General features: G+C 43.4%; 15 protein-coding genes. 9 read left to right on the top strand and 6 right to left on the bottom strand.

The window, feature by feature from the left end:
* Positions 1-490: 490 nt before the first annotated feature.
* Positions 491-2,815 carry an FdhF/YdeP family oxidoreductase gene (locus OCT63_RS07195; protein WP_269983456.1) on the top strand — a complete coding sequence of 775 codons (2,325 nt, stop codon included), beginning with the start codon at positions 491-493 and terminating at the stop codon, positions 2,813-2,815.
* A gap of 72 nt (positions 2,816-2,887) precedes the next feature.
* Here the strand turns inward: OCT63_RS07195 and queD are convergent, their stop codons facing one another.
* Complete coding sequence (queD, locus tag OCT63_RS07190) at positions 2,888-3,253, bottom strand: 6-carboxytetrahydropterin synthase QueD (RefSeq protein ID WP_060467917.1); 366 nt, start codon at positions 3,251-3,253, stop codon at positions 2,888-2,890.
* A gap of 325 nt (positions 3,254-3,578) precedes the next feature.
* On the opposite strand from queD, the gene OCT63_RS07185 reads away from it, so the two are divergent.
* Together OCT63_RS07185 and asnS are read left to right on the top strand one after the other, a co-directional pair.
* Entirely contained in the window at positions 3,579-5,213 is a 1,635-nt protein-coding gene (locus OCT63_RS07185; RefSeq protein ID WP_269983455.1) for a methyl-accepting chemotaxis protein, read from the top strand.
* 446 nt (positions 5,214-5,659) lie between these two features.
* Positions 5,660-7,060 (top strand): asparagine--tRNA ligase, encoded by a 1,401-nt coding sequence (gene asnS, locus OCT63_RS07180; protein ID WP_046224613.1) that lies wholly within the window; start codon positions 5,660-5,662, stop codon positions 7,058-7,060.
* A 134-nt stretch (positions 7,061-7,194) separates the two neighbouring features.
* Here asnS and OCT63_RS07175 read toward each other — a convergent pair whose 3' ends face one another.
* Positions 7,195-7,401: a hypothetical protein gene (locus OCT63_RS07175; RefSeq protein WP_136980240.1), complete on the bottom strand. Its 207-nt coding sequence runs from the start codon at positions 7,399-7,401 to the stop codon at positions 7,195-7,197.
* Between the two features lie 111 nt (positions 7,402-7,512).
* Positions 7,513-8,913 carry an aminotransferase-like domain-containing protein gene (locus OCT63_RS07170; protein ID WP_269983454.1) on the bottom strand — a complete coding sequence of 467 codons (1,401 nt, stop codon included), beginning with the start codon at positions 8,911-8,913 and terminating at the stop codon, positions 7,513-7,515.
* A 218-nt stretch (positions 8,914-9,131) separates the two neighbouring features.
* On the opposite strand from OCT63_RS07170, the gene OCT63_RS07165 reads away from it, so the two are divergent.
* Together OCT63_RS07165 and OCT63_RS07160 are read left to right on the top strand one after the other, a co-directional pair.
* Positions 9,132-9,431 (top strand): hypothetical protein, encoded by a 300-nt coding sequence (locus tag OCT63_RS07165; protein WP_161686466.1) that lies wholly within the window; start codon positions 9,132-9,134, stop codon positions 9,429-9,431.
* Between the two features lie 201 nt (positions 9,432-9,632).
* The gene (locus OCT63_RS07160) at positions 9,633-10,823 is read left to right on the top strand and encodes an amino acid aminotransferase (protein ID WP_269983453.1); all 1,191 of its coding nucleotides are present in this window, start codon (positions 9,633-9,635) and stop codon (positions 10,821-10,823) included.
* Between the two features lie 145 nt (positions 10,824-10,968).
* On the opposite strand, the gene OCT63_RS07155 is transcribed toward OCT63_RS07160, so the two are convergent.
* On the bottom strand, positions 10,969-11,613 hold the full coding sequence (locus OCT63_RS07155; RefSeq protein WP_269983452.1) for a hypothetical protein: 645 nt from the start codon (positions 11,611-11,613) through the stop codon (positions 10,969-10,971).
* A 150-nt stretch (positions 11,614-11,763) separates the two neighbouring features.
* On the opposite strand from OCT63_RS07155, the gene OCT63_RS07150 reads away from it, so the two are divergent.
* Positions 11,764-13,653 carry a DUF294 nucleotidyltransferase-like domain-containing protein gene (locus OCT63_RS07150; RefSeq protein ID WP_060467924.1) on the top strand — a complete coding sequence of 630 codons (1,890 nt, stop codon included), beginning with the start codon at positions 11,764-11,766 and terminating at the stop codon, positions 13,651-13,653.
* 5 nt (positions 13,654-13,658) lie between these two features.
* Positions 13,659-14,375 carry a 3'-5' exonuclease gene (locus OCT63_RS07145; RefSeq protein WP_060467925.1) on the top strand — a complete coding sequence of 239 codons (717 nt, stop codon included), beginning with the start codon at positions 13,659-13,661 and terminating at the stop codon, positions 14,373-14,375.
* 263 nt (positions 14,376-14,638) lie between these two features.
* On the opposite strand, the gene serC is transcribed toward OCT63_RS07145, so the two are convergent.
* Positions 14,639-15,733: a 3-phosphoserine/phosphohydroxythreonine transaminase gene (serC, locus tag OCT63_RS07140; RefSeq protein ID WP_269983451.1), complete on the bottom strand. Its 1,095-nt coding sequence runs from the start codon at positions 15,731-15,733 to the stop codon at positions 14,639-14,641.
* 161 nt (positions 15,734-15,894) lie between these two features.
* On the bottom strand, positions 15,895-17,157 hold the full coding sequence (locus OCT63_RS07135) for a DUF945 family protein (protein ID WP_269983450.1): 1,263 nt from the start codon (positions 17,155-17,157) through the stop codon (positions 15,895-15,897).
* Between the two features lie 183 nt (positions 17,158-17,340).
* On the opposite strand from OCT63_RS07135, the gene OCT63_RS07130 reads away from it, so the two are divergent.
* Positions 17,341-19,284 carry an ATP-binding protein gene (locus tag OCT63_RS07130; protein ID WP_269983449.1) on the top strand — a complete coding sequence of 648 codons (1,944 nt, stop codon included), beginning with the start codon at positions 17,341-17,343 and terminating at the stop codon, positions 19,282-19,284.
* Positions 19,277-19,774 carry a response regulator gene (locus OCT63_RS07125; protein WP_269983448.1) on the top strand — a complete coding sequence of 166 codons (498 nt, stop codon included), beginning with the start codon at positions 19,277-19,279 and terminating at the stop codon, positions 19,772-19,774. The genes OCT63_RS07130 and OCT63_RS07125 overlap by 8 nt, the downstream gene beginning before the upstream one ends.
* Positions 19,775-19,939: the final 165 nt, after the last annotated feature.

Raw genomic sequence — 19,939 nt, 5'->3', positions numbered from 1 at the left:
CAACGGCTAAAATAACAACGGTGTTTTTGATTTAAATCAAAGTATGCCTAATTTAAATACAGGTCAAATCTAAATTATCTATAGCGTGATAGACAGCAACTATCATGAAAATCTCAGCTATACCAAGGCTGATCGACGAATCTCTCATAAAATAGAACTCACATTGCACTGGGTAATAAGTTCTATTTATCACTATCACAAGTCTATTTATCACTGTGACAAAAGCGATACTTTCCATATTTACTCGCCATGATAGATTCTATTTATCACTCAGTCGGCAATATCAATTGGACGCATCGCCTCTTAACAGCATAACCTTTGATTGAGATCATGGCGAACAATTCGCCAGTCTATTTCTAAATATTCAAAGCAGTAAACAGGTATCAATACTAAATCATAAAAACCGTTTTACTCCCGCCTTATTTTTATAATGCGCCTGTTTTACTGGTTCCTTTGTTTATTGCCTTTTCTGTGCGTGAGGAGTGCTGTCGTGAACCAAAAAGAACAGATAAAAAAATATGAAGGGCCCGCGGGCGGTTGGGGCGCGTTAAAAGCCGTCACTAAGAGTTGGTGGGGCAGCGAAAACGCCATCAAAAACATTCGAACAATGCTTAAAACGAATCAAAACGGTGGTTTTGATTGTCCAGGGTGCGCATGGGGTGAATCCCCACACGGCAGTAAAGTGAACTTCTGTGAGAACGGTGCAAAAGCCGTGAACTGGGAAGCCACAAATCGATTTGTGGATCCTGACTTTTTCGCTGAACACAGCGTAACGTCCTTGTCATCACAAACAGATTACTGGCTGGAATACCAAGGCCGAATAACCCATCCGATGAAGTACGACGCAGCATCCGACCACTATATTCCTATCGCATGGGACGAAGCCTTTTCGCTCATAGCCAAGCATTTGAAGCAACTCGACTCACCACATCAAGCCGAATTTTACACCTCGGGTCGCGCCAGTAATGAAGCAGCATTTTTGTACCAACTCTTCGTTCGTGCGTTTGGAACAAATAACTTCCCAGACTGTTCAAACATGTGCCACGAAGCCAGTGCAATTGGCATGAAAGATACGGTCGGTGTCGGCAAAGGAACCGTGATTTTTGACGACTTTGAACAAGCAGACGCGATCTTTGTGCTCGGGCAAAACCCAGGCACTAACCACCCCCGCATGCTTGAGCCATTGCGTGAAGCGGTAAAACGCGGTGCGCAGGTGATCTGTTTCAACCCATTGAAAGAACGTGGGCTTGAACGTTTCCAAAACCCTCAAGTTCCGATTGAAATGCTAAGCAATGGTTCAAAACCAACCAATACTGCTTACTTAAGACCAGCACTGGGGGGTGATATGGCGGTCTTTCGTGGGATGGCTAAATATTTACTGCAATGGGAGCGTGATGCGCTCGCAACCGAAGGAAAGGCCATATTTGATCGTCAATTCATCAGCGAACACACCACAGGTATTGAAGAATACTTAGCAGAAGTTGATGCGACGACATGGGAACATATCGCTGAACAATCGGGGTTAGCTTTAAGCGAAATAGAAATGGTCGCTGACATGTATCGCCGTTCAGAAAAAGTGATCATGTGCTGGGCTATGGGGCTAACACAACATCGTCATTCGGTACAAACCATCAAAGAAATAGCCAATGTACAATTGTTGCGCGGCAACATCGGTAAGCCCGGCGCTGGGCTATCACCCGTTCGGGGGCATAGTAATGTCCAGGGCGATCGTACAATGGGTATCGATGAAAAACCCTCAAACCAATTGCTTGATAGCATTGAACGCCGCTTTAACTTCAATGTCCCACGAGATGCAGGCCACAACACCATACAAGCGATTAAAGCGATGGAGGAAAAACGCTCGAAAGTCTTTATTGGTTTAGGCGGTAATTTTGCGCAAGCCACACCCGATACTCCTCGTACGCATCTAGCGATGCAAAATTGTGACCTAACCGTTCATATCTCAACTAAGCTCAATCGCTCTCACCTTGTTACCGGTCAAGATGCCCTGATTCTGCCATGCTTGGGACGCACGGAAATCGATACACAAGCTAATGGGCCACAAGGCATCACCGTTGAAGATACCTTCAGCATGGTTCATATCTCTTACGGGCAACTCGAACCTCGATCAGAGCATTTACGCTCTGAGCCAGCCATTATTGCGGGTATTGCTAATTCAACACTGGGTTGCCATCCAATAGATTGGAATTGGGTCATTGAAGATTATGGGCATATCCGCGACCTCATTGCAGATACGATTCCGGGCTTTACTGGCTTCAATCAGAAACTAGACAGTCCGGGTGGGTTTCATTTAGTCAATCCGGCTGCAAACCGTCAATGGAATACCCTCAGCGGCAAAGCGCAATTTGGCTCCAATGAACTACCAAAACAGCTGATTAATGAAGCGGTGTTGCAGGGGGGTAATAAGCCCGACCTGATCTTGCAAACCATGCGTTCCCATGACCAATACAACACCACGTTATATGGCTTGAATGATCGGTACCGCGGTGTCTTTGGTATGCGCGAAGTTTTGTTTATCAATGAAGCTGATATATTGAAGCTCGGTTTTGAACCGGGTGACAAGGTCGATATGGTGTCGCTTTGGGAAGATGGTGTGACGAGAAAAGTGAAAGGGTTTACCTTGGTGGCTTATGACATTCCACAGGGTCAGGCGGCGGCTTACTATCCTGAAACCAACCCTTTGGTTCCTTTAGACAGCTATGGTGAACGAACCTTTACCCCTACCTCGAAATTTATAGCCATTAGATTAGAAAAATCTGTGTCTGACACCATTCCTCTTGAAACCGTCAGCTAACTTTCAATCAACAACTAACCTTCAACCGACAACTAAAAAAATCCACCTGTTTTAGCAGGTGGATTCTAATGTTTACGCTTCGCCAATATAAATACAACCTGCAGTACAGGTTTCTTTAATTTCAACTTTGCTCAAAAGCGGCAAGTTTGGTTTTAGCTCATTCCAGATCCACTTAGCCAACACTTCACTTGTAGGGTTCTCTAAACCCTCAATGTCGTTAAGGTAGTAATGATCTAAACGGTTGTAAATCGGTTTGAAGACCGCTTTAATTTCCGAGAAGTCAATTACCCAGCCTGTATGTGGATCAACTTCACCTTCTACGTACAAGCGAACAAGAAAAGAGTGGCCATGCAAACGACCGCATTTATGCCCTTCAGGCACATGAGGAAGATGGTGGGCAGCTTCAAACATAAACTCTTTGTATAACTCAGTTCTCATTGTGTTTCTCAGGCTAAAAAAATGACACGCAATTTTACGTAAAACCACTACACACTACAAGTTCTATCACCGTTGGACGCCCTATTCCAGTAAGGATTCCCCCAAAAGCTAATTATGCTTCTTCATAAAATCAATATGCACATTAATGGAAGCTCAACACTAAATTAAAACCTAATTTACATAATAGAAGCACCACAATCTCGCTACATCACAGAAACAAAACCACAACCGGAGTATGGTCACATAATTCACCCTACTCCATAGGTAGTAGAGACTCTAACAAGTAAAGTGTGCGCGTCATTATAATTAAAAAAACAAACACCTTATGCGCTCAACTATCACCTTTAAAATCCTAGTGGCTCTCGCCATCGTGTTCACTTTTTTGCTAGTAATATCGACCTACTTTCAATATTCGCAGCAAAAGCAGCTTGTTCATTCTGTATTAAGTGAACAGCTCCATGATAAGGCGAGCAACTATTTCGATAGCCTCAATATGATGATGCTGACTGGCACCATGGCACAGAAAGAGACGCTTCGTCAGAAAGCATTGGCACAAGAAGGCATTGAAGACGTTCGCGTATTACGGGCTGATACTGTGAGCCGGCTATACGGCCCTGGAAATGACAATCAAACACCCGTTGATGATATTGATAAACGCGCGCTAGCGGGTGAAACTGTCATCGAGTCATTTTCTGCAGATTGGGGAAAAGGCTTAGTTATCGCCCTACCTATGAAATCGAGCGAAAACTATCGTGGTACCAACTGTGTGGCCTGCCATATGGCACCGGAAGGTGAAGTGTTGGGGGCCATTCGTCTTGAATACAACCTAAATCACGTCAACTCCTTGATCAACACTCAAACGATGGCCGCAATCGGTATTATGGCAGTGATCTCTTTTGCTGGGTTTATTCTAACAATGGGATTGGTTCGTAAAATTATTGTTCGCCCACTGCAACACACTTCGCGCTTTATGACTCAAGTTAGCAACGACAAAAACTTATCAACTCGTCTACCAGAGCAAAGCAAAGATGAAATAGGTACTTTGGCGAACTCTATTAATTCATTTATGGGGACGGTGTCTGACAGCCTTAAACAGGTTCAGAATACTTCTCACAAACTGAATGCTTCCGCCAACCAACTAACTAGTGTCGCCCAAATTACAGAGCAAGCCGCCAGTGATCAGCAGAATGAAACCGCTGAAGTACAAAATAATGTGGAAGGGATACAAGCTCAACAAGTCAATGTAGAACAAGCCACTTTAACGGCATCAGACCTTATCAACCATACCGCTGACGTAGCATGCCAAAGTGCCAACCAAGCACACGACGCCAGTAATGAAATAAAGAACTTAGTGGCCAGCATTGAAGAAGTTAAACAGAAAATACTAATGCTCAATGAACAAACTGGAGAAGTGTCTTCGATATTGAGCGTAATTCGGGGCATTGCGGATCAAACAAATTTATTGGCACTTAACGCTGCAATTGAAGCTGCTCGTGCGGGTGAACAGGGTCGTGGCTTTGCGGTGGTCGCTGACGAAATCCGTCATCTAGCATCACGAACCGCTGAAGCGACAGGTAGTATTGAATCAATTATCCACCAATTCCAACAAGGCAGCGAGGAATCATTAACCTCTGCCGATCGCGTTTGCGCACAAGCACATCAAAGTTCAACAGATATTGATACGCTGTCCAATGAAATGAACGGTGTTGTGGAAGAGATGAAACAGGTATTAACACACGCTCGAAACATTCAGCAGCAGACGCAATCCACCACACTGGCGACCAAGGATGTTCAACAAAAAGTCGAAGCTATTACTTCTCATGCCGATAATACTTCACAATCTGCGGCAGAAACCCGCGACATCAGCAATGACCTAGAAGAACTTTCTGATCATCTTGAATCACTGATTAATCAATTTACTCTATCTAACTCAAGCACCCATTATAAGAACAATTCATAGCACCGCTAAACTGCAATATCACCATCTAACCCAAAAGTGCTCAACCATGAGCACTTATGTCTTTACCGAATATTAGCAAGCAACCTCAGCGCACTGCCACTATCTCCGAAGAATCTACCAACCTAGTTTAATAATAAATCAGATCCTCTCCACCCCTTCAGCTTTACTTTAAATAGGCTCTGTTATTAGCTCGGCCACAATAACGCATTATGAGATCGAACAAAAAACAACCCTTCATGGTTTTTCTTGTCTGTAGACACAATATTTCTTTCACCGAACAAGAATAAAGGTTGAAGCTGTCCGTATGACAGGTAATATGTTCAATCGATTTAGAAAGTATATACAACTCAATGTTTCGGCCAATAATTGTTCATTATTTATATTAATTTGAGGCCATGCTAATAACATTGAGTTGAATTTGTCCCTCAATGGAGAATGAAATCAACATGACTTACGCGCCTGTAACAGACGTACTTGGCGGCAAGCTAGCGGTAGACAGTGAAGTAACTGTTCGTGGCTGGATCCGTTCACGTCGTGATTCCAAAGCTGGAATCTCTTTCCTTGCCATTTATGACGGCTCTTGTTTCGACCCGATTCAGGCCGTGGTTCCTAATAATCTGAATAATTACGAAGACGAAGTATTAAAGCTAACAACTGGCTGCTCTGTTGAAGTAACGGGTAAGATTGTTGAGTCTCCTGCGAAAGGTCAAGACTTCGAGCTAGCAGCAACTGACGTTAAAGTTGTAGGCTGGGTTGAAGACGCTGACACTTACCCAATGGCTAAGACACGTCACTCTATCGAATACCTTCGTGAAGTTGCTCACCTACGTCCACGTACTAACGTGATCGGCGCAGTAGCACGTGTACGTAACTGTCTATCTCAAGCGATTCACCGTTTCTACCACGAGCAAGGTTTCTTCTGGACGTCTGCTCCGCTTATCACTGCATCTGATGCAGAAGGCGCTGGTGAAATGTTCCGCGTATCTACGCTAGACATGGAAAACCTACCTCGCACTGACGAAGGCAAAGTTGACTTCAACGAAGATTTCTTCGGTAAAGAAACTTTCCTAACAGTATCTGGCCAACTTAATGCTGAAGCTTACGCTTGTGCACTAAGCAAAGTTTACACGTTCGGTCCTACGTTCCGTGCTGAAAACTCAAACACAAGCCGCCACCTAGCTGAGTTCTGGATGGTTGAGCCTGAAGTTGCGTTTGCAGACCTTGACGATGTAGCGAAACTGGCTGAAGACATGCTTAAGTACGTTTTCGCTGCTGTTCTTGAAGAGCGCCGTGACGACCTTGAGTTCTTCGCTTCTCGCATCGACAAAGAAGCAATCACTCGTCTAGAGCAATTCGTAGACGCTGATTTCGCACAAGTTGACTACACTGACGCAATCCAAATCCTACTAGACTCTGGTAAGAAGTTTGAATTTGACGTTGAGTGGGGCATCGACATGTCTTCTGAGCATGAGCGTTATCTAGCTGAAGAGCACTTTAAAGCACCAGTTATCGTTAAGAACTACCCGAAAGACATCAAAGCTTTCTACATGCGCTTAAACGACGACGGCAAAACAGTTGCAGCAATGGACGTACTTGCACCAGGCATCGGTGAAATCATCGGTGGTGCACAACGTGAAGAGCGTCTAGACATTCTAGACGAGCGCATGGTTGGTATGGGTATCGACCCTGAGCACATGAGCTGGTACCGCGACCTACGTAAATACGGCACAGTGCCTCACGCTGGTTTCGGTCTTGGCTTTGAACGTCTAGTGTCTTACGTAACAGGTATGGGCAACGTTCGTGACGTTATCCCGTTCCCACGTACGCCACGCTCTGCAAACTTCTAATTCGAACCTTAATCGAAGTTAAAAGTTAAGAACAAATAAGAACCTCCGCTCTTGCGGAGGTTTTTTTATATTCAAAATAAGACGAGACGACGGATACTTCAGCGTATCACCAACAAGAATTACTTATTCGCAGGCTAATCGACATCTTGGTCGATAGCGTATTTTATCGCGAGACCGCAAATAGCCATCATAACAAATGGGATTGCGGCAGTGGTGTATTCTGTCCAGGCCATATCAGCGAATGCTTTTGCCAACAATACGTGGCCGAGAATAAGCAGAAGAGCACATACAATCGCAACGATAATCAGCTTAGCTTCGTTTCCCATAGTCATTTTCAACATAACGGTATCTCCAGTATTTAATCTACCGTTATTGAATCACAACTCTCTATTTTATAAGGCGTACAATTACACCACAAACAACCCGTACAGTTACAAGCGCTACCTCTTATATCAGTACGTCATCTGATGCGCGATCTTACCAAGTAGAATAAGTGCCTGTTCTTTCTCTTCGGTAAGCTCGTAAGAGAAATTCAACCGAATCGCGTTGTCTACCCTGCCCTCCTCACTAAACAAATATCCCGATGCGACACTGATGCCTTGGGCAATCGCTAATTGATGGAATTGCTGGCTGTCAAAGTCAGGAGAGAAACGAACCCATACAAAGTAACCACCAGCAGGCTCTTCAATCTTGATGGAATGCGGGAAGTACTGTTTGATGACGCTAATAAAACGCTCTTTTCTAACCAAAAGGTTTTTGCGCAGTTTACGCAGGTGGTTATCGTAGCTTTCATGAGTGAGAAAGTGTGCAACCCCGAGTTGGACAGGCGCACTGCTTGATAGCGTAGAAAGAAGTTGAAGCTTTTGAATCGCGTCATTGAAACGTGAGTTCACGACCCAACCGACACGATAGCCGGGGCACAGGCTTTTCGAATACGACCCACAAAGCAAAACAGAATCGGTATTATCAAAGGCTTTTAGTGGCTTAGGTTTGTGCCCCTCATAATAAAGGTCTCCATACACGTCATCTTCAATAATGTAGGCTTCATGTAGTTCTGCAATTTTTACCACAAGGCGCTTCGCCTCTTCAGACAAGCTAGTTCCCGTTGGGTTTTGAAAGGTTGTCATCAGCCAACACGCTTTTACATCTTGGTTTTTTAAGGCACGTTCAAACTGTTCAATGTTCAGTCCGTTAATTGGACAAACATCCACTTCAATCGGGTTAAGCCCTAACCTCTCAACAGCCTGCAAAGCCCCGTAGAATGCAGGCGACTCAATCACCACGTTGTCGCCCGACTTAGTAACCGTTTGTAGGCTTAAATTTAGCGCTTCCATCGCGCCTGACGTAATCACAATATCTTGATGGTTAACCGTTATACCTTGCTGTAGATAACGCTGTGCGATTTGCCTTCTTAGGGACTCACTCCCAGGTGGCAGGTTGTTAATCACACTGGCGCCGGTCATCTTCCTGCCAGCACTGGCAAGGTTTCGAGTCAAAGTCGGTAATGGGAAAAGGTCAGGGTCTGGGAATGCGGAGCCAAAAGGAATAACACCCTCTGCAGAGCTAGATTTCAAGAAATCGAATAGGCGGTCGTTGATCGCTTTCTTTTCGCGCACGAATGGCAGTTTATAATCAATGCCATCCACTCGTGGCGCGACAAAATAGCCAGACTGAGGCTTAGCAATGAGCCACCCCTCACTTTCGAGCAATTGATAAGCTTGTAAGACAGTACTGTTGCTGACGTTATAATTACGGCAACTCACGCGTACAGAAGGAATTTTTTCCCCAGTTCGCCAAGTGTTATTAGCAATCTGAGTTCGAATATCCTTTGCAAGCTCTTCATAACGCGCCATCTAATTGTACTACCTAGAGAAATTCTGTGGGCCCAGATTTTATCACTAACGTTAACAACTATTGCTGCTATCCAAGTGATTACTCCTGATTTCTATAATTGTGTGAAATAGTTCACAGATAACTTTGTAAGCTTTGATAGTTTTGTACTCAAGGCGCGAGCTAAGGTCGCTCTTCGCCTCAATGATTTGATGTAACCCAAAAAACATGCGAGACAATAATGAAAAAAATAGAAGCAGACCAACTAAGTTACAAAGGAGAGTCAAACGGTGTTCATAGTTGGATAACGCCGAGTGGACAGCCATATTACTGGCACCCAGACTGGCTCCATATCGCTGAAGATGCGACAGGTTCACATCCAAAGCAGAAACTCGACGTCGAGCAAAACCAAGCACCAACTGAAAAACACGCGGTGTCGGCCATTCTTAAGCACTTAAACCAATGGGCTGCGGATAAGCTGGCGTCTCATCCTGATATTGAAACAGGCTCAGTTGAAGCTGAAATCAATCTGAAAAAGTAATTTGTTTTAAAATCATTAATTTCTTACACCCTATAGGTAATCCGTAGGGTGTTTTGTTATCAAATACCCTCTTTAGTCAATAAATCTGATTGAAATGGATTTTTTTTGGTCTTTCTGTTCACTTCGTATTGTCATAAAAATTCCATACAGGTATAAATACCCATAGATACTATCCCCTCTCAATTGACATGGATGAAGATTATGTTTGAAAAAGTGTTAGCTGCTCCCGCCGATCCTATCCTCGGCCTTACTGAAGAGTTTAAAAAAGACTCTCGTGCAGAGAAAATCAACCTTGGTGTTGGCATCTACAAAAATGAAGATGGTCAAACACCTGTGCTTAAAACAGTAAAGAAAGCAGAAGCTGCACTTCTTGAAAGCGAAAAAACCAAATCTTACCTAACAATTGAAGGTACAGCTGAATACGGTCTAGCGGTTCAGAAACTTCTTTTCGGTTCAGATGCAGAGATCGTAACGTCTCAACGCGCCAAAACAGCACAAGCTCCAGGCGGTACAGGTGCACTTCGCGTAGCGGGTGAATTCATCAAGCGCCAACTGGGTGACGTGAAAATCTGGATCAGTAACCCAACTTGGGCTAACCACAACGGTGTTTTCGCTGCTGCAGGTATCGAGACAGCCCAATACAGCTACTACAACGCTGAAACCAAAGACAAAGACTTCGCAGGTATGGTAGCTGACTTAGAGAAAGCTTCAGAAGGTGATATCGTTCTTCTTCACGGCTGCTGTCATAACCCAACAGGTATCGACCCAACAACTGAAGAGTGGGAAGTACTGGCTAAGCTAGTTGCTGAGAAGAAACTGCTTCCTCTTTTCGATTTTGCTTACCAAGGTTTTGCAAAAGGCGTTGAAGAAGATGCGGCTGGCCTGCGTATTTTTTCTCAATACAACAAAGAGATCCTTGTTGCTAGCTCATTCTCTAAGAACTTCGGCTTGTACAACGAGCGTGTGGGTGCATTCACTCTAGTTGCTGAATCTGCAGACGTAGCAACGACAGCATTCTCTCAAGTTAAGAGCATTATCCGCTCTATCTACTCTAACCCACCAGCCCACGGCAGTGCTGTAGTGACTCACATCCTTGGCGATGCTGATCTACGTGCTGAATGGGAAGCAGAAGTAGCAGAAATGCGTGACCGTATCCAAGAAATGCGTGAGCTATTCGTAACAACACTGAAATCTGAAGGTGTAGACGCAGATTTCACATTCATCGAACGTCAAAACGGTATGTTCTCTTTCTCTGGCCTAAGCAAAGAGCAAGTGACTCGCCTAAAAGACGAATTCGCTATCTACATTGTTGGTTCTGGCCGTATCAGTGTTGCTGGTATGACTAAGTCAAACATGGGGCCTCTATGTAAAGGTATCGCTGCGGTTCTTTAATCGTAAAGCGAAACCTGTATTTGTAGACCTATAGATATGCAAAAAGCCAGCGACTAAGCTGGCTTTGTTGTGTCTGTCTTCTTATTTATGAGCGGTTAAGACACATAATCTTTGCGTTACTAACACTAAGTCTCTGTGTTACTAGTTAGTACTCAAGGAAAAACTCTACACCTAGCTCATTCGTCCTCTCGCTTCCACCTTTACTCCCCTCACCATCTCGGTGCTGGTAAGAGCCGCCAATCGCAAACTTATTGGTCACTAGATAGCGCAAACCTAGGTGATAGATCTCTTCATCGAACAAATCACTGCGTTTTACTTGCACACTACCGTTTGCAATCCATCGTTTAGCAAAACCATAATTAAGCTCAGCTTCTACCCCTTGGATAAACTCGGTATCTGACTCTAATGTTTTATTACTGCCGTTAAGTTCACTTTCTCCCTTAGTAATACCAAGTAGATAAGAAGCCACAATATCGAGGTCTTTCTTAATGCTGTAACGATAGCCAACACCCGGCATTAAAGTATCAATTCGAGTGGTACTTTTATCAGGGTGGATGAAACGTGCATTATAGTCGGCCAACAACAACCAATCATCAGTCACCGCATAACTGGCACCCAATCCAAACGACGAAGCGTTGTTATTTCCACCAGCATCTTCATTTAAGCTCCCTGAATGCGCCGTGGCATAGATATGGTTATAATCAAGAATGTTCACACTATGAGTTTCTGCCCACAAACTTGGAGAAAACACAAAAACGGTAGATACCAAACTAAGCTTCCACTTCGACATTCCTATTACCCTTAAACTAAAACTCCATTAGTTGAAAGATTAGCCTATCCATAAGACTTCAAAAAGGTTTTACCTCACAGATTGATTTGTGACGGCAAATTATTATGAAATGTTGTACCATGAAATCATACAAACTAATGGATGATCATTATGGATGCTGAGTTATTAGAGATTCAAAACTTTCTGGCACAATACCCTCCTTTCACCGATCTCCCTGAAGAGATGTTGGCGAAAGTCACCAGTAGTGTGGAAATTTCTTATTATCGCCAAGACACACCAATCATTCACTTTGGTGACCAAATTCACGACCTTTACATCGTGCGAAGCGGTGAGGTTGAGGTGTATCGTCGTAAGGGTGAGCTCTATAATCGCCTTGATGAAGGTCACCTATTCGGCCAAATGGGTCTACTGACTAACAACAAAGTTCGCTTCCCTGTTAAAGCAATAGAAGACACTCTGCTCTACTGTGTCCCAGAGGCAATTTTTCAAGAACTTTATGACAACTATGACTCTTTTGCTGATTTTGTCGAAGTGGAAGACAATGCGCGATTACGCCAAGCAAACTCCAATAATAACGATGCCAACGATCTATCGACATCAAAGGTAAAAACGCTGCTCACCGGCGAAGCGCCAATGATAGAGAAAACGTGTACCATCCAACAAGCCGCCACCATGATGGCAGAAGACAACGTCTCTTCTTTACTGATCATCGACCCAGATATTGTTGAGGATGATGAGGACGATTCAACCCCTGTGATCGGTATTATCACCGACCGTGACTTGTGTACACGTGTACTTGCAGAGGGCCTAGAGCCATCAAATGAAGTTTCAAGTGTCATGACGCCGGAAGTTATCTCACTCGACCATAATGCTTACGTATACGAAGCCATGATGACCATGCTTCGCTATAACGTACACCACCTGCCCGTGCTAAAGGATAAGAAGCCGATAGGCATTATCGAAGCGACTGATATCGTACGGTATGAATCTCAAAATTCTCTGCTACTGGTAAGCAGTATCTTCCAGCAACAAAGTATCGAAGACCTTAAAGTGCTCTCGGAGCAGGTGAAAGATAGCTTTGTACGCTTGGTTAACGAAGATGCCAATGCTCACATGGTCGGCACCGCGATGTCAGTAATTGGCCGTAGCTTCAAACAACGTATTATTGAATTAGGGGAAGAGCAATTGGGTACAGCGCCCATTCCTTATTGCTTCCTAGCTCTCGGCTCTATGGGGCGTGATGAACAGCTGCTTGTGACCGACCAAGACAACGCCATCATTCTTGACGATACCTACGATGAGCAAAAGCACGGTAAGTACTTTGAAGAACTATCAACCTTCATTTGTGATGGTTTAGACCAATGTGGCTATGTTTACTGTACCGGAGACATCATGGCAACCAACCCAACTTGGCGTATGACGCGCAGAGAATGGGAAGAGTGCTTTGCGGACTGGATTGATGATCCAAATCCGAAAGCCTTGCTGAATGCTTCTATCTTCTTCGACTTAGATGGTGTCTATGGCCGTTTGAAATGGGCTGAACAGTTGAACAGTTTCATCGTAAGACGCGCACGCAAGAACAACCGCTTCCTAGCGTGTCTTGCTCGTAACGCACTCAACCGAACACCACCTCTGGGCTTCTTCAAAGATTTCGTTATGGAGAAAGATGGCCGCCATAACAACTCAATCAACCTTAAGCGTCGTGGTACTGCACCGTTGGCGGATCTGATTCGTGTTCACTCTTTGGCGGTGGCCTCTCGTTCGAAGAACTCATTTGAACGATTGGATGACATTATCGACGCAGGTATTTTGCCAAAAGGCAGAGCACAAGACCTGAAAGACGCTATGGAGTTCATCTCTTTGGTTCGTATTCGTCACCAAGCGCACGACGTTGATAACAACATTGAGCCTGATAACAACATTGAACCAGAGAATCTATCGGACTTCGAACGACGTAACCTAAAGGACGCATTCCAAATCTTAAGTAATGCGCAAAACTTCCTTAAGTTCCGTTACCAAGCTAGCAATAAGTTTAAGTAGGGCCTATGAACAAACTATTTAGATCACCTGCGGTCGATTGGCCTTTTAAATTTGCTCAAAAACTAGAGCGTTCAAAGGACAAGCGTTTAAAGAAGTTCTACAGTGAGCCACTTCCCGATCCAGACACTCCGCTGTCTGAGGTGACCTTTTTAGCTGTGGATTTTGAAACCACAGGCTTAAATTCGGCGAAGGATGGCATTATTACCATTGGACTAGTACCTTTTACGCTCAATCGTATTTATCTAAAACAAGCAAGGCATTGGACGCTAAGGCCTAAGCAAAAACTGGAAGAAGAATCTGTCGTTATTCACGGTATCACACACAATGACATCATCGATGCACCGGACTTAAACGAGGTGCTTGATGAGATTTTGGACGCAATGGCCGGACATATTCCTGTTGTTCACTACCGCCGTATTGAGCGTGAGTTCTTAGACAACGCGTTGAAAGTAAGGTTAGGGGAAGGTATTGAATTTCCAGTATTAGATACACTAGAAATCGAATCTCAAATTCAGAACAAATTGGTTGGTGGCTTCTGGCATAGACTAAAAGGTAAGAAACCCGCATCAATAAGGCTTGGACAAAGCCGACGTCGCTACCATTTACCAGATTACACCCCACACCACGCTTTGACTGACGCCATTGCAACAGCAGAACTACTCCAAGCACAGATTGCGCACCATTACAGCTCTGACATGCTTTTAAAAGATTTCTGGCTGTAGATGCTGGACATATTAATCGTAGTAAATAACGGGGCACCCTAGCTTGTTAAAACGCTCGATAACTGCGTTGAAATTTTGATTATAGAATAACTATTTATCGAAAAATCCGCTCTTGTTCTCAAGTCTTTTTCTTGCGCTATTTCGGAATGCTCACTGTAATTGGTATTAATTACCATAAGAAGTAGCAGAAGAACTACGATAAATATTTGAAACATATAAAAACGCCGCTTACGCGGCATTTTTATTCTTTTCACTTAAATAAATTAAGCATATTTACCTTCAAAATCTTTCATGAAGCTCACCAATACTTGGACACCTTCCAATGTCATTGCGTTGTATAGTGATGCTCTCATTCCGCCTACGGCTCTGTGCCCTTTTAGCGATTTCAAACCAGCAGCATCGGCCAGTTCTAAGAACTTACTGTCTAACTCAGGCTTAGCCAGTTGGAATGGTACATTCATTCTTGAACGGTTAGCCGGGTGAACGTCGTTCTTGTAGAAGTTAGACTCATCGATTGCATTGTAAAGCAGCGCTGCTTTCTCTTTGTTCACCAATTCAATAGCTTCAACGCCACCTTGATCTTTCAACCACTTGAAAACAAGGCCAGACAAATACCAAGCGTACGTCGGCGGTGTGTTGAACATAGAGCCTTTTTCAGCAAGCACTTTGTAGTTAAGAATACTTGGCAATACTTCGTTTGCGAGTTCAAGAAGATCATCACGCACGATAGCAATGCAGATCCCCGCAGGGCCAATGTTCTTTTGAGCACCCGCGTAGATAACACCATACTGTGACACATCAATCTTACGAGACAGAATGTTAGACGACATATCAGCAACGATAGGTTTATCGGTTTTCGGAAGCTCGCTGATTTCAATGCCATCGATGGTTTCATTTGGACAAAAGTGCACGTATGCCGCTTCTGGGTCAATTTGCCAATCTTTAGCCGGAACAACAGCCGCTTTACCATCAATCGATGTCTTGGCATTAAATACATCAATTTCACAATACTTACTTGCTTCAGTCACAGCACTTTCAGCCCAATAACCCGCATCAATGTAAGTCGCCTTCGTCGCGTCTCCTAATAGGTTTAGAGGCACAGCTGCGAACTGAGCACGAGCGCCCCCCTGACAGAAAAGCACTTTATAGTTGTCTGGAATATTCAGAAGATCACGTAGGTCTTGCTCCGACTCATCAGCAACTTGAATAAATTGCTTGCTGCGATGGCTGATTTCCATAACGGAAGTCCCTAAACCATTCCAATCAATAAAATCAGCCTGCGCCTGTTTCATTACCGGTTTAGGAAGTGCCGCTGGACCAGCACTAAAATTGAATACGTTATCTAATGTAAGTTCCATGGGGATGATTGCTCCTGCTAAATAATAACTAAGCAATTAATACCATGTTTTCTCCAACATAAAAACAACAAAAGAGGTCTTAAGACCTCTTTTGTTTCGTACATTATCAAATGTTTAACTTAACCCGCTAGATCACCCACCAGTAATAAGCTCAACTGTTTTTATTGAACAAAAACTGGCATAAGAAGTGCGATTAATGGGATTTCTTGTCCATTTTCAAACACTAGATTTCCATTTTCTAATTCAGCGCTGATTTCATAGCCACTATCGGTTTCCTTGATCATTTCCATCACAATCAATTCATCGATACCCTCACGGATGAATGGGTACTCTTCAACCAGTTCATATGAGAAGCTCGAGTGAATATTTCCCGTCAATGCTGGCAGAATTGTCGAAGGGTTATTGCTAATGTTCTCTGTCCCTTCAGGTACGCTAACCAACCAGTTTGATTGAAAATCCCCCTTGCCTAGAGCTAATGACATATTATTCATTGAGAGGTCGAAACCTTTAGCAAACAATATATCGATAAATGGAATGATCTTCGAAACGTCTTCTTGAGTCAAAACAGGACTCGATTGGTAGATCTCAAAAATTTTCTCAAACGACTGACTATCCAGTTTCGACATTTCAAAATCGACGTTTAAGTTATTGACTTGCCCATCATTGGTTTCAAGATTCTCGACACCCAACTTCAAGTTACTGCGCAGTCGCTTAGTCTCTTCATCTAAATGAGATTCAAAGTCGTACTGTGAGTTTTCGATGGTCATGAACGGTTGCATGGTTGAATCTGAAACCAAAAATCGCTCTACAGTAAAGCTCTGTGAACCCAACCAGTAACCTTGAGCTTGTTGGCCAGAGCCAGTGCCCTTGAGATTTGACAGTGTCGCTTCTTCACCTGTTTCAAAATCAATTTGAACAGAAGGAACAGAAAGCGTGTAATCAACCTGACCTAACACGGTAGCATGGCCAGATAACGTAGACTTAGTGACGGATACAGACGTACCATTTTCACCAGAACCTTGGTGGTTGAACTGGTCTAATTCAAAATTAAAATCTGTATTGCCGTTGAGCTCAGTGCTAGTCGTCAGAGTTAGAGGCAAGGTTTCTAAGTTCTCAAACGTCGACAACGCATTCAGACTCACTAAACCGTGGCTAACCGAACTGTTGACCACGAACTCACTCGGCAGTCCATCAAGCGCTAGTTGCTGCTTCAGGTTATCATCGGTCACTGTTAGACGAGTCTTAACATTAGAAGACAAGTATCCCCTATCGTATTCGACGATTTCAGCCTGAATACTTGAATTGTTAAGTTTTGCGACACCATCAGTAATAGCATTCTGCCCAATTTGCCCAACCGCCAGCGGCCAACAAAGTGCCAATGAGATTGCTCCGCCAATTGCACCAATTTTTCTTAACTGTTTCATGAGTTCTCTTCTACGCTAGTCTGTTTTTTTTCAGTCTAACCCATCAGTAGCCAACAAGGAACATTGAGTTAAATCAGTCTATTGCTAGATACCTCAACTCCCTCAACAAATTAACGTCTAGCTCTCATCCTTATTCAATAGTTCTTGTTAAGCTAAAAGCATCACTACTACAAAGGTTGAGCTGTGAATCAATACGCTGTTATTTGTTTGGACAATAATCCCGTTAGCATTGAAAGAATACATTCGGAGTTAGCTCCGCTGTCTTCGGTATTCGACATTTATACTGCCGAGAACATAGAAGATGCGTATCATGCATTACAAGATATCGGTGACAATCACCAGACAGTTGCCCTAGTTATTACTCATCATCACTCTCATTTTAATGGCGTACAATTTCTTATTGAAATTGAGCAACTGCCTCACAGTAGTATCGCAAGAACAATATTAATCAGTGCTTCGTCAGAGATTCAATCAATTCTGACCGCGGTGAATGAAGGTCGGCTCAACCACTGCCTGACCAAACCAGTTCAAGATAAAGTTCTATTCAAATCAGCACAAAAAGAGCTGACTTCTTTTGTAATCCAATACGACTCCGAAAACCTCCTATCCTACAGCGACACGTTAGACCAACAGCGTTTATTGAGAGCTCACATCGAACAAAATTTTCATTCGTTCCAATCCGGATTTATCCACGATTATCATCAGCTTTCAGACAATGCCCTAGCAGAGCGCGTCGTCAGTGCCTTGCAAGATATATTCTCTATCGAGGATAAAACCAAAGCTATTCGGGAGTACTCGCCGGAACATTTACTTACTGTAGAAGGTGAAGACAATTGCTTTTTATGGTTGATCATTGAAGGTCAAGCAGCGCTCTACAAAAAGGATGAGTTAGGCCAACAACGAGAAGTAGTACGACACTCCAAAGGCAATATTGTCGGAGGTATGTCTTTTGTGACTGGTGAACCTTCGTTCTCTACAGCGATAACCCTAACCCAAACACGAGTGATTAAGCTTGATAAAGATAGCTTTGCTCAGGTTATGCACTCAAATAATACCCTACTGCCGTTATTTACCAACCTGCTGTTGCGTCACTTCAATCGACGCTTACAACGAAGCATCACTAATAAGATCAAGCTACAGCAAACGTTGGAGTCACTGGAATCTGCCCACCAGCAATTGATTGAAAAAGAGAAGATGGCGATGCTGGGACAACTTGTCGCAGGTGTTGCTCATGAGTTGAATAACCCGATTGCAGCGATCTTGCGAAGTATTGAAACTCTGTCGGAACATCTCGACCATATACTCGAAAATTCATCACTTCCAGAGTCAAATAGAGGTACTGATGTATTAACGTATTCAAAGCTAGCGAAGCCACTATCTACGGCGCAAGAAAGGCTGCTTGTAAAACACCTTACATCGACTATCAATGATCGCGCTTTGGCAAAAAAAGCCGTGAGGCTCAACCTAAGTCAAGACTTTACGTTTTTAGACACTCTGAAAGACGCCCCTATTGCAGGTAAAGAGCTACTTAATGACTTAGAGCACTACCACTATGTTGGGAATTCTATTCGCTCCATCCAAGTGTGTAGTAAACGTATTGCCGATATGGTGAAAAGCTTAAAAAGTTATGCCCGCGAAGATAATGAAATTCATCACTACGCGGATATCCATGAAGGGCTTGAAGATACGTTAGTGATTTTTGAAAACCGACTCAAGCATCACAAACTCGAAAAGCACTACGATACAGACTTACCACCTTTGTTATGCCAATCGCTTGCGCTGCAACAAGTGTGGACTAACCTAATCTCCAACGCGCTCGATGCCCTTTCTGGCACTGGTAAAATTACCATTACCACTTCTCGACAGGAAAAAGGCGATGATAGCTTTTTAGTGGTTAGAATATCGGATACCGGGCACGGTATCGCCAAAGAAGACATCAATACTATTTTCACCCCAAACTTCACCACCAAAAAAGAAGGCAACTTTGGTTTAGGGATTGGGTTGTCCATTTCACAACAAATCGTTTCGGCTCATCAAGGATTTATGTTGGTGGAGTCTGAGGTAGGAAGCCATACCACCATGCAAGTGTGGCTTCCGTTCAAACAAAAAGGAGCACCTCATGAATAAGTACCTAATTTTATGTGTCGATGATGAACCAGAAGTCCTCAATAGTGTCCTTCAAGATCTGGCTATGTTTGAAGAAAACTTTATCGTTGAAGGTGCTGAATCGGTAGATGAAGCCAAGCAAGTGATTGAAGAAATGGCTCAAGACGGCATTAAACTCGCCTTAATCTTGTGTGACCACATCATGCCAGAAAAAACCGGAATCGACTTTCTCATAGAACTCAACCACCAAGATTCAACTAAGACTACACTAAAGCTTTTGCTCACAGGGCAAGCAGGCCTTGAAGATACGGTGACGGCTATCAATAATGCGGCGCTTGATTTCTATATCTCTAAACCTTGGCAAGGTGATCAACTCAGAGACACCATTACTCAGCAACTAACCGATTTTGTAATCAAAAACGACGAACAACTGTTAAACTGGACTTCCATCTTAGATACAGAACGTATACTCACCTCAATGTCGGATAAACGCACAAGTTTTGGTGAATAGCATTTAGAATTTGATGGTTAGCTTTCAAATTAAAGAGAATAACACCATAAATATGAGATCTCAGTAGCAGAGTATCACTAAAAGTGATTGTTTTTTATTCGAATAACAAATGATTGGCATTTTTATGGATTACTTTTCCGTGAGTTAGATTAAACTGTCTTGATG

Origin of the sequence: Vibrio sp. RW, assembly GCF_027587105.1 — a bacterium.
Classification (GTDB): Bacteria; Pseudomonadota; Gammaproteobacteria; order Enterobacterales; family Vibrionaceae; genus Vibrio; species Vibrio toranzoniae.
This window is presented reverse-complemented; position numbering and strand designations above follow the sequence as displayed.